We start from the raw sequence: 11,095 nt of genomic DNA, 5'->3' as shown, positions 1-11,095 counted from the left end.
CCAAAGAGCTCACCGGCGAGCATCTGGAGGGCGGCGCCAGCCCCGACGCGGGCCGCGTGACCATCCGCCACTCCCAGTCCTACCGCACCCAGTTCGACTACGATTCCAGCCTCGGCCAGTACGCCATGGCCCAGTGGTACTACAGCAAGGGGTCCTACATGGACACCATCGACGAGAACAACGGCCAGCAGCTGATGTTCGACAACCTGCTCATCCTCTTCACCGACATCCACACCTATCCCGGCCATGAAGCCAAGGACCTGCAGTACGCCGAGTACAGCTGGGGCGGCGTGGGTTACTACTGCTACGGCGGCAGGATCGAGCGCATCCGCTGGCAGAAGGGCACCCCGCTGGACGCCCTGCGCATCGTGGATTTCGAAACGGAGGAACCCTTCGAGATCAACTGCGGCAAGACTTATGTGACCGTGGTGGACGAGGACGAGATCCCCGGCTTCAGCTGGGAGCCGCTGGAGACTGCCCAGGACGTGCAGGAGGCCCCCACCACCAACGATTTTGTGGAAAGCGACGATTGAACCAACTTGCATTCGGGGCCCCGGCCGGCATCGGCGGGGGCCCTTTTTGAACAGGACAAGGAGAACACACCCATGAAACTTGCAATGCGAGCCGCTGCCGCGGTTTTGGCCGTGCTGCTGCTGGCGGGCTGCGGGTCCGCGCCTGCCCAGAGCGGCACATCCGCGCCCGGCACGTCCCAGAGCGCCAGCCAGCCTGCGACCCCCACCCCCGAGCCCCACGAGGCCAGCACAGAGATGCCGCTGCCCGCCGAGGGCGTCAGCGCCCTCACCGGGCGCACGGCGGAGCATCCCGGCCGCCGCCCGGTGGCGGTGATGGTGTCGAACGACGCGGCGGCCCGGCCCCAGTGGGGCATCGGCACCGCCGACCTTCTGATCGAGGCCAACACCGAAGGGGAGAACACCCGCATGATGGCGGTGTTCGACTGCCTGGAAAAGGCAGTGAAGGTGGGCCCTGTGAGCCAGGGCCGGGACCTGTTTTTGCAGATGGTGATGCCGGTGAACGCCATCCCCATGTACATCGACAGCGACATCTACACCTCCAATCTGGTCAACTGGTACACCTACCAGCCGCTGGACGGCATCTACATCGGCGTGAACGCCTACAACCTGGACGGCGAGCGGGACCAGACCGCCCCCCAGGAGCTGTGCTGGTACGCCGATTCCCGCCTGATCCAGAGCGCCATCGAGTCCTATGGGCAGTCGGCGGACGGCGAGACCCCCACCTTCTTCCATTTTGACGAGGCCGCCGCGCCCGCTGGGGGCAGCGGCTACCGGCTGGAGATCGGCTACGGCGCCCAGCGCACCGCGCAGCTGGTCTACGGCGAAGCGGAGGACCGCTACTTTCTGAAAGAGAACGATCAGGACCAGCTGGACGCCGCCAAGGAGGACGGCCTGGTGCGCTTCACCAACGTGCTGCTGCTGATGGCGCCCTCCGGCTTCAAGGACGACGGCGTCACCCGCGACTACGACCTCACCGGCGGCGACGGCGTATATCTCACCGGCGGCGGCGCGGTGCAGATCCAGTGGAAAAAGGGCGGGGCGGACCAGCCGCTGCAGCTCTTCGACGCGGAAGGCCAGCCCTTCCCGGTGCGGCCCGGGCGCACCTACATCGGCATCTGGGGCGGCTTTGAGGGCCAGAGCCTGCGCCTGCTGGATTCCGGCGGCGCCGAGCAGCCCCTGCCCGAGGCCCCCGCGCCCATGGGCGGGGCCTCCACGGAAGCTTCCTCCGCCCCCGCAGACTCCGCTTCCGCGGCCGGCTGACGGGGGACGAGCATGGAAAACGCCCTGACGCCTAACACAAAAAAGCAGTGGTTCGCGGCGGCGGTGTGCGCCGCGGCGGTGCTCATCGTCTGCGCGCTGCCCTTTGCCCACCGGGACCTGGTGGCCGGCCACGACGCCGTGTTCCACATCCTGCGCCTGGAGGGGCTGGCCGCCGCCCTGGGGGGCGGCGCGTCCATCCCGGTGCGGGTCTACTCGCTGATCCTGGGCGGCTACGGCTATGCCGCCGGCCTGTTCTACCCGGACCTCTTGCTCTATCCTGCGGCGCTGGCACGGGTGGCGGTGCTGGGGCCGGAGCTGGCCTTCAAGTTCCTGATGCTGAGCTGCGCGGCCCTGCAGTGCGTCACCAGCTATTTCGCGGGCCGGGCCATCGGCAAAAGCCATTTTGCCGGCTGCGCCTTCATGGTGCTCTACGGCCTGTGCCAGTACCACTTCACCAACCTCTATATCCGCAGCGCGGTGGGGGAGGTGCAGGCCATGGCCTTTCTGCCCCTGGCGGTGTGGGGCCTGTGGGACCTCACCGAAGAGGGGGCCAAAAAGCCCTGGCTGCTGTTTTTGGGCTTCACCGGCCTGATGCTCAGCCATACCGTCAGCCTGGCGCTGATGGGCCTTGTGGCGGTGGCGTGGGTGCTGGCGCGCCTGCCCAGAATGCTGAACCGGCGGGCGCTGGCCGCGGGCTTCGGCGCGGCGGCGGCCTGCCTTGCGGTGAGCTGCTATTACTGGCTGCCGGTGCTGGAACAGTTCACCGCCGACACCTTCAAGGTCAGCGCCGAACCGCTGACCCGCCTTGCCTACAACTATCTGACCCTTGCCGGCATCTTTGACCCCGGTTCTTACACCGGCCTCGGCCTCGGCGGCATGCTGCTGGCGCCGCTGGCAGTGGCGGCGGGGGCGTGGCTGGCCCGCAAAGGGCGGCGCTGCCGCCGGGGCTGGGTGTTCCTGGCGGTGGGCGCGGCGCTCACCTTCGCCACCCTGAACTGGGTGCCCTGGGCCAGGCTGGACGAGACGGTGCTCACCAGCGTGCAGTTCCCCTGGCGGCTCAACGCCTTCGGCCAGATGTTCCTGTGCCTGGGGGCGGCCTGCCTGCTGGCGGGCTTTCCGGCCAAGCGTGTCAGAGCCGCGGCGCTGGCGGCGTGCTTCGCCCTCTCGCTGGCGAACCTTGCCTGCCTGTGGCCCACCTTCCCGGAGCTGGTGAATTACGACAGGAACTATTTCACCGGCCAGCGGGGCGAGACTTTCTATCTGGTGGGGGCGGAGTGGCTGCCCGCCGGGGTGAACGCCATCGAGTTTGCCTTCGAGCCGGGGGCGCAGTACACCAACAGTGAGGGCGTGTTCATTGGAAATTATCTGCCGAACGGCGATTTTGTGGCGGACTTCGACGGCGCCCCGGGGCTCTGGGGCATCCCGAAGCTGTGGTACAAAGGCTACTCCGCCTGGGTGGAGCCTGCGGACGGCGGCGAGGCCATCCCGATTCCGCTGCACAAGGACGCAGGGGGCCGGGTGGAGCTGGATGTGCCCGAGGGCCTGCCCGCCGGGCGGCTGGTGGTGAGCTACACCGGAACCACGCTGCAGCATATTTCCGACTGGGTGAGCGGCCTTTCGGCCCTGGCCCTGGCGGGCGCGGCCGCAGCGCATGCGCTGCGCAGACGGCGCAAAGTCAAGTAACGGGGCGCTGCCCCGAAGAAGAGAGGAGAAGACCCATGTCTCTGTTTGAACCCCGCACCCCCGTCTACAGCGGCGGGGGCGACGAACTGAAAAAGGTGGAAAAGCTGCTGCACGACCACCAGATCGACTACAAGCTCAAGGCCGGCAGCGCCGGTACGCTGGTGATGGTCAAGCGCAGCCGCGCCGACGAGGCGGAGATGGAGATCCGCGAGGCCAAAGCCCGCAACTGGCTGTGGTAAAAAGAAAAAAGGGGCGCCCCTTCGCCTTTCGCGGGGACGCTCCTTTTTTGTTTGTGAGAAACGGGGAAGGTCAGCTTTTCTTGCCCTTCAGTTCCTTCATGCGCAGGTCGTGGCTCAAGATGCGCTTGCGGATGCGCAGGCTCTTGGGGGTGACCTCCAGCAGTTCGTCGGGGGCCAGGAACTCCAGGCAGCCTTCCAGGCTGAACTTGCTCACCGGCACCAGCCGCAGCGCGTCGTCCGAGCCGGAGGCGCGGGTGTTGGTCAGGTGCTTTGTTTTGCACACGTTCACGGTGATGTCCTCGCCGGTGGGGGTGTAGCCCACCACCATGCCGCCGTAGACCTTCTCGCCGGGGGTCACGATCAGGGTGCCGCGGCCCTGGGCGTTGAACAGGCCGTAGGTCACCGCGTCACCGGTCTCAAAGCTGATCAGGCTGCCGGTGCTGCGGCAGGTGATGTCGCCCTGCCAGGCCTCGTAGCCGTCAAAGATGGTGTTCAGGATGCCCTCGCCGTGGGTGTCGGTGAGGAACTGGCTGCGATAGCCGAACAGGCCGCGGCTGGGCATGCGGAACTCCAGCCGCACCCGGCTGCCGATGGGTTCCATCTGCTGCAAAATGGCCTTGCGGGCGCCCAGGGCGGTCATCACCGCGCCCTGGTAGTCGGTGGGCACGTCCACCACCACCCGCTCCATGGGCTCCACCGTGACGCCGTTTTCCACGTGGGTGATCACTTTCGGGGGGCTCACCTGCAGCTCGTAGCCCTCGCGGCGCATGGTCTCGATCAGGATGGACAGGTGCATCTCGCCGCGGCCCATCACCCGGAAGGAGTCGCTGGTGGCGGAATCCTCCACCCGCAGGGCCACGTCCTTCAAAAGCTCCCGCTGCAGGCGGTCGCGGATCTGGCGGCTGGTGACATACTTGCCCTCGCGGCCGGCGAAGGGGCTGTCGTTCACCGAGAAGGTCATCTCCACGGTGGGGTCGTTGATCTTCACAAAAGGCAGCGGTTCCACCTTGGCGGGATCACACAGGGTGTTGCCGATGGTCACATCGGCCAGGCCGCTGAAGGCAACGATGTCGCCGGCCCTGGCCTCTTCGATAGGCTCGCGGCCATTGGCCTTGAAATCATACAGCTTGGTGATGCGCCCGCGCAGGGCCACGTCGGGGTTGTGCCAGTCGCACACCTGCACGTCCTGGCCCACCCTGGCCACGCCGTTCTGGATGCGGCCGATGCCGATGCGGCCCACGAAGTCGTTGTAGTCCACGCTGGAGCACAGCATCTGGAAGGGGGCGTCGGGGTCGCCCTCGGGGCACTTGACATACTGCAGGATGGTGTCGAACAGGGGTTTCAGGTCGGCGCCCGGCACATCGGGCGAGTAGCTGGCGGTGCCGGCGCGGCCGGAGCAGAACACCATGGGGCTGTCCAGCTGCTCGTCGGTGGCGCCCAGATCCATCAGGAGCAGCAGCACCTCGTCGATGACTTCCTTGATGCGGGCGTCCGGCCGGTCGATCTTGTTCACCGCGATCACCAGGCTCAGGTTCTGCTGCAAAGCCTTCTGCAGCACGAAGCGGGTCTGGGGCATGCAGCCCTCGGCGGCGTCCACCAGCAGCAGCACGCCGTTGACCATCTTCAGAACGCGCTCCACCTCGCCGCCGAAGTCGGCGTGGCCCGGAGTGTCCACGATGTTGATCTTCACGCCGTTATAAACAGTGGAGCAGTTTTTGGCCAGAATGGTGATGCCGCGCTCCCGCTCGATGTCGCCGGAGTCCATCACCCGCTCGGCCACCTGCTGATTTTCCCGGAACGCGCCGCTTTGCTTGAGCATCTGGTCCACCAGGGTGGTCTTGCCGTGGTCGACGTGGGCGATGATGGCAATGTTGCGCAGATCTGTACGTTCCATTTGCATACCCCTTCCTTTCTTCCCGATGGCCGCGTTCGGGGGCGCGGCCTTATCTATTACTTCTATAATGCACGGTAAAAAGCACGCTATTTATAGTACGGCACGGCCCGCCCTTTGTCAAGAATATACAAATAAATTTTGAATGTTCGGCCAAATGAACAAAATCCGCAGTTTTGCTTACGCTTTCGGCCCTTGTCCGGCAAAGAAACAGAGGCCTTTTTGAAAAAAGGGCTTGCAAAACCCGCGCCCGTCTGCTATAATAACGAAGCTGTCATATGACATGGGCGGTTAGCTCAGCTGGTAGAGCATCTGCTTGACGTGCAGAGGGTCGGGGATTCGAGTTCCTCACCGCCCACCAGAGAAATAAGCTCTGGCGGACTTCTTAAATGAAGTTCGCCAGGGCTTTTTTGTTGTTATGTATCCACTCATGCCTGCGGCCAGGATACCTGTGACGCCGCTGCTTTACCCCCGTGTGGAGAGCGGCGGCTTCGTAAGGGGCACAGCCCCGCACAGCAACCCGCCTAACCACGACCAGACGGAGGGAAACGTCAACCGAGAAACAGGCGTCAAAATTAAGAGATATAATATGCGGACAACGAGCGATATTCTGAAATTTGAAAGGAGTTGTCCGTTATGGTTTGCATGAATTGCAAGAAAATCGTGAGTGATGGTTTGTTTTGTTCCATCTGCGGATGGGATCAGCGCAAAGACCCTGCCCGCTGCACATTGAATGAAGTACACAACAGATGGAAAAAAAGAAAGCATTACCGCAGCCTTGGCCCGAAAGGGAAACGGGGATACGACTTGGCGTGGAACAAAATCGAACGTCTGGCAGAGCTTCCCATTCAAATGATCCAATACGATGATTACCAGAGGTGCCTGGATGAAATGGCCTGTTCGGGGCTGTCTCTCTCGACCCAGCAAAAGGTGCAGCAGCTCATCAGCCAGCTGAGCAAGCAAGCGATCGTCGAAGGTCTCATCACCCAGAACTATGCCTCCGAGCTGGTTCTGGAGGGGCGGGAAGCGCGGGAGACATTACCGTTTGAAATCAACCATATCCCGTTGCTTTACCAGTGCGCAAAAGGCGGGAAGTATGCACAGACGGCGCAAATCGTTTTGGTTTTGATCACCACCGGCTATCGGCCGGAAGAACTTTTTTCCATTCGCTGTGAAGACATGGACCCTCGGATCCCTTTTCTTTGTAGCGGATCAAAAACGGTTGCTGGGCAAGATCGCATTGTGCCGATTTTGCCGCTTGTGCAGCCGTTTATCTCGCAATGGTATCTGTCCTGCCCTGTTGTAGCACATCAAAAACAGGGATACTTGGTGCGCGGGGCAAAGGGAGGCAAGAAAAACTTTGCAAATTGGCGGGCGAGGGAGTTTTACCCCATGACCCTCGAACTTGGCATCAACCGGCCGGATCAGCTGAATGATAAGCGGAACATCCCCCATATCACCCCCTACTCTGCTCGACACAGTTTTGCGACATTCAGTGCCTACGCAGGAGTTGAGGAGGAGACCCTGATAAAGATGATCGGACATGCTGACATCCGAACGACGCGGAAACACTACATTCACGCTGGCCTTATGGACTTGCCGGAAGCAAACCATATCCAGCAGGAAGCGCAAAAGATCGAAGACTACATCAAAATGCACATGGCAATATAAAACCAAGAGGGCCGCAGTGAACGCTGCGGCCCTCTTCTGTGTAAGGAGGAATAAAATGGTCATCGGAGTGGTTGCAGGTGAGCAACTGTATGAACAAATCAAAAAACTGAACTTCCGTGGCGGGTATGATATTCGCCGGCTGGAGCCTAAAGGAGCAACAGCGATCTGCCGCGCTTTAGAGGCGGACCAGGAGTTTACGGATGTGCTGATCGATGTGGCTGCCATCAAGGCCGCCAACGCTGATGAAGCTGTATCTCTTGTGGATCGCCTGCTGCACACCACGCAGCTGCATATCATGGTGCTGGCGGACGGGTATCTGCCGGAGAGCCGGCTGATCCGCGATTTAACTTCAGTGGGTCTGGCACAAAAAGACATCTTTTTGCAAACCGGCGTCAAATTACAAATGAGGATCAGCAATCTTCTTCATACGGCGGAAAAAGAAATGCCGGTGCCTGCCGAAATGCCGGAACCACAAAAAGAAACACAGGCAATCGAGCAGGCGGTGCCTGACGCTGTTGTTCCGCCTTCCCAGGTAGATGCGGCCACAGGAAAATCAATGCAGATCCGCAAGCCTGCTCGGCCGACAACACGGGCTGTAACGATTGCCGTGGCGGGAGGCGGGCCGCGTATCGGTACCACCACCCAGGCAATGCAGCTGCTGCATTACTTGACTGCTCAGAATTTTCGCTGTGCGTATGTCGATGTGCAGCGGACCGATCAAATGCGGCAGTACCTGACGGTCTATGAGCATTGCGAGCAGCTTGGCCCCCATGAGTACACGATCCAAGGCTGTCATTTCTTGGCTACAGGTAAATTGCTGATGCAGGCGCGGATGGAGTATGACTATCTGATTTGCGACTATGGAGATTACGCACAGATCATTGATACCGTATCCTTTTGGGAGAAAGACATCAGGGTGCTGGTGGCTGGTGTCAAACCATGGGAGAGCAATCAGCTCTCCCGAGTGTTTGAGGACGATGATGGAAGCCTGCACTACATTTTTTCTTTTGTTCCGAAAGCAGACGAGCCAGACGTTCGCAACCAAATGGGGGAAAGCGCACCCAATACATATTTCGCGCCTTATGCACCCGACTATTTCTCTTATTGCGGTAACGATGAGTTCTATGCAAAACTCATCGCCTGCAAAAAGGCAGAACCGCAACAAAAGAAAAAAGGGTTTACGTTCAATCTGTTTCACCGGCGTAAATGACAAAGGTACGACCGACGGTCGCACCTGAAAAAGCGCATGAACAAGCCAAAAACGAGGTACGACCGTCGGTCGTACCTCGTTGCATTTAACAAGAAAAAGAAAGAGAGGATCATATCATGACAAACGTGGAACGCTTCAAACAACTTGTGGCACTGCGCGAAGGCAATGTGGATCATCAATACGTGGCAGCATTTTACATTTTGTCGTCAGACCCTGATTTGTTTAGCGCAGCACAAAAAGCAGTCTCATCGGACGGCATAGATTTTCGGACCATCCGCAAGGAAGTTCAAAAAACCGCACCTGAGAACAAACAGCTGCTTTGCGAGATCGCCAACAATGTCTTTTCCTGGGACAGCGCATGCAGGGAAAATCCCTTCTGGAGCCTGGCGACGCTCCCGGCCAGGGACTACCTGCTGGCATGGGAGGCCATCGGCATCGCGGGCGGGAAATTGGAGCTGCGTGTTCAGATGGGCCGCTTTGACATCAGCGAAGAGCCCCTTGCCAAGGCGATCGCTTTTGAAAACCAGATTGACGCAATGCGCGAGAAGGCGTTTGCGGGAATGGAGCCATAAAATGAGAACAAAAGGCAAGCAGCTGCGAGCAGCGTGGGAACAGCAGAAGCAGCAGCAGATACTCCGTGATCAGTATGGCGTTTCAGACCCCAACACCATTGTGGTCGAGCGAAAAAACGTGGTAACCAACACACTGCGGTTGGCTGGGCGGGCTTCCATCATGGCGATCCGCTTTGCTGCATCTGTCGCGCTGGCCGGCCTGGCTCTGATCGGGCTGGCCGCGCTTATCTACCCGGACACCCGGCTGGCACTGCTGGGGCATGCGGTGGAGACCATGAACCAGCTGAACCAGTGGTTGCCTGCATAGGTACGACCGTCGGTCGTACCTCGTTGCATTTAACAAGAAAAGGAAAGTGAGGATCAACACCATGAACAAGAAAAACACCATCATCGCCGTCGCCAATCAGAAAGGCGGCGTCGGCAAGAGCACCACGGTCATCAATCTCGCAGCGGCCCTGGTAAAAAAAGGCCGGAAAGTGCTGTGCATCGACCTGGACAGTCAGGCACACCTGTCGCGCTTCCTGGGCTGGGAGGGCGGCTCGATCACGATGAGCAGCCTGCTTCGCCAAGCGGCCGCCGGCCAGCCGGTCGATGCGGATACCGCAGGTAAGGCGATCTGCCACCATGCCGAGGGCATGGACTACATCGCGGCGGACCTTTCGCTGGCCGAAGCCGACGTCTATCTGGTCACAGTGATGTACCGGGAGCAGGTTTTGCAGCGTCTGCTTCGGCAGCTGCCCATCGAGGAGTACGATTATGTGCTGCTGGATTGCCCGCCGTATCTGGGCCTGATCCTCACCAATGCCCTGGTAATCAGCACGGATGTGATCATTCCGGTGCAGGCCCAAAAGGCTGCGCTGGACGGCCTCGAAAACCTCCTTGCGATCGTCCAGAACATTGCTGGCATTACCGGCAACGCCCTCCGCGTCAATGGCATACTGCTCACCATGGCGGACGCCACCAACCAGAGCAAGGCTGTCGAGCAGGCGCTGCACATGGACTATCCCGGCGTGGTCTACAACACTGTGATCCCCCGGCTTGTGGAGGCGGCAGACAGCACCGCCCAGGGGCATAGCTGTGTTGCCATGGCAAAGAGCAGGGTTGGGCAGCGCTATGTGGAGCTGGCCGGTGAAGTGATGGACCGGGAGGGCAAGTGAAATGGCAGGAAAAAACTTCAATTTCAGCAAAAGCGCCCGGACCGCCGGAACAGGCTTCCAGGCGCAGTCCACGGTTCTTTCTTTGTTGAGCGGTGCGGGCGGCCAGGCGCAATACCAGATCGTCGCGCTGGATCTGCTGGACGCTTGCCCCCTGCAGCCCAGGTTTTACAGCGTCAACAAGGAAAAAATGCAATCGCTGGCGGACAGCATCCGGCTGAAAGGCGTCCTTCAGCCCATCGTGCTGCGCACCAAGCCGGATGGCCGATACGAGATCCTGGCTGGGCATTGCCGCACGGAGGCCAGCCGCATGGCAGGCAAAGAGACCATTCCGGCGATGGTCTATCAACAGCTGGATGACGCCTCGGCGGAGTACATCTTCCATGTCACCAATCTGGAGGATGGACACGATTTGCCGCCCAGCGAGCGGGCCAGAGGGTATGCAGCGGTGGCGAAACTGCTGGCAGAAAAGGGTCTGCCCAACGGGCAAAGCACGGTCGGCGTTGCGAAAGAGACCGGCGTGGACGTCCGCACTGTGCAGCGGTACAACCGGCTGGCCCAACTGGATGCAGGGCTGCTGGAAAAAGTGGACGCTGGGCAAGTGTCGGTGAGGGCCGGCGCACAGTTGTCCTACCTGCCGGAAAAACAGCAGGCGAAGGTGGCGCAGAAGTTGGAGAATGGCGGTACGATCACAGAAGAGGAGGCGGTAGCCATGCGGCGCAAAGCGAAGCAGAACATCCGGCCGGCCACCATCAAAAAACTGGATTTTGCACCTTTCGCCAAGTTTTTTCCGCCAGACGCAACAAAGAAAGACCTGCTAATAAAAGTCAAGCAGAAACTTTAAGTCTTTAAGGGGTGCAAAAAAGCAATGCAAAATCAAGC

At 60.5% G+C, this 11,095-nt stretch carries 11 protein-coding genes and 1 tRNA gene; 11 read left to right on the top strand and 1 reads right to left on the bottom strand.

The window, feature by feature from the left end; genetic code table 11:
• From ACH2AT_RS09655 to ACH2AT_RS09640, 4 genes are all read left to right on the top strand, one after another.
• Nucleotides 1-533, top strand: a 533-nt coding sequence (locus ACH2AT_RS09655; protein ID WP_394965586.1) for a DUF3048 C-terminal domain-containing protein, incomplete at its 5' end; no start/stop codon positions are given.
• 72 nt (nucleotides 534-605) lie between these two features.
• Nucleotides 606-1,793, top strand: a complete 1,188-nt coding sequence (locus ACH2AT_RS09650) for a DUF3048 domain-containing protein (RefSeq protein ID WP_394965584.1) — start codon at nucleotides 606-608, stop codon at nucleotides 1,791-1,793.
• Nucleotides 1,794-1,805: 12 nt separating this feature from the next.
• Nucleotides 1,806-3,476: a hypothetical protein gene (locus tag ACH2AT_RS09645; RefSeq protein ID WP_394965583.1), complete on the top strand. Its 1,671-nt coding sequence runs from the start codon at nucleotides 1,806-1,808 to the stop codon at nucleotides 3,474-3,476.
• Nucleotides 3,477-3,511: 35 nt separating this feature from the next.
• The gene (locus ACH2AT_RS09640; RefSeq protein ID WP_394965581.1) at nucleotides 3,512-3,715 is read left to right on the top strand and encodes a hypothetical protein; all 204 of its coding nucleotides are present in this window, start codon (nucleotides 3,512-3,514) and stop codon (nucleotides 3,713-3,715) included.
• Between the two features lie 70 nt (nucleotides 3,716-3,785).
• Here ACH2AT_RS09640 and typA read toward each other — a convergent pair whose 3' ends face one another.
• Nucleotides 3,786-5,609 (bottom strand): translational GTPase TypA, encoded by a 1,824-nt coding sequence (gene typA, locus ACH2AT_RS09635; RefSeq protein ID WP_394965579.1) that lies wholly within the window; start codon nucleotides 5,607-5,609, stop codon nucleotides 3,786-3,788.
• A gap of 282 nt (nucleotides 5,610-5,891) precedes the next feature.
• On the opposite strand from typA, the gene ACH2AT_RS09630 reads away from it, so the two are divergent.
• The 7 genes from ACH2AT_RS09630 (at nucleotide 5,892) to ACH2AT_RS09600 (ending at nucleotide 11,057) form a co-directional block, all read left to right on the top strand.
• Nucleotides 5,892-5,967, top strand: a tRNA-Val gene (locus tag ACH2AT_RS09630).
• Between the two features lie 275 nt (nucleotides 5,968-6,242).
• A complete protein-coding gene (locus tag ACH2AT_RS09625) occupies nucleotides 6,243-7,277 on the top strand; it encodes a tyrosine-type recombinase/integrase (RefSeq protein WP_177447735.1) in 1,035 nt (344 codons plus the stop codon).
• A 55-nt stretch (nucleotides 7,278-7,332) separates the two neighbouring features.
• Nucleotides 7,333-8,487 (top strand): hypothetical protein, encoded by a 1,155-nt coding sequence (locus tag ACH2AT_RS09620; protein WP_394965577.1) that lies wholly within the window; start codon nucleotides 7,333-7,335, stop codon nucleotides 8,485-8,487.
• A 116-nt stretch (nucleotides 8,488-8,603) separates the two neighbouring features.
• Nucleotides 8,604-9,059 (top strand): hypothetical protein, encoded by a 456-nt coding sequence (locus ACH2AT_RS09615; RefSeq protein ID WP_177447733.1) that lies wholly within the window; start codon nucleotides 8,604-8,606, stop codon nucleotides 9,057-9,059.
• Between the two features lies 1 nt (nucleotide 9,060).
• On the top strand, nucleotides 9,061-9,366 hold the full coding sequence (locus tag ACH2AT_RS09610) for a hypothetical protein (protein WP_394960925.1): 306 nt from the start codon (nucleotides 9,061-9,063) through the stop codon (nucleotides 9,364-9,366).
• Nucleotides 9,367-9,427: 61 nt separating this feature from the next.
• Nucleotides 9,428-10,216: a ParA family protein gene (locus ACH2AT_RS09605; RefSeq protein ID WP_394965575.1), complete on the top strand. Its 789-nt coding sequence runs from the start codon at nucleotides 9,428-9,430 to the stop codon at nucleotides 10,214-10,216.
• A gap of 1 nt (nucleotide 10,217) precedes the next feature.
• Nucleotides 10,218-11,057 carry a ParB/RepB/Spo0J family partition protein gene (locus ACH2AT_RS09600; RefSeq protein ID WP_394965573.1) on the top strand — a complete coding sequence of 280 codons (840 nt, stop codon included), beginning with the start codon at nucleotides 10,218-10,220 and terminating at the stop codon, nucleotides 11,055-11,057.
• Nucleotides 11,058-11,095 lie beyond the last annotated feature (38 nt).

The organism is Candidatus Allofournierella excrementigallinarum (assembly GCF_944388085.1).
In the GTDB taxonomy this organism is placed as follows: domain Bacteria; phylum Bacillota; class Clostridia; order Oscillospirales; family Ruminococcaceae; genus Allofournierella_A; species Allofournierella_A excrementigallinarum.
This window is presented reverse-complemented; position numbering and strand designations above follow the sequence as displayed.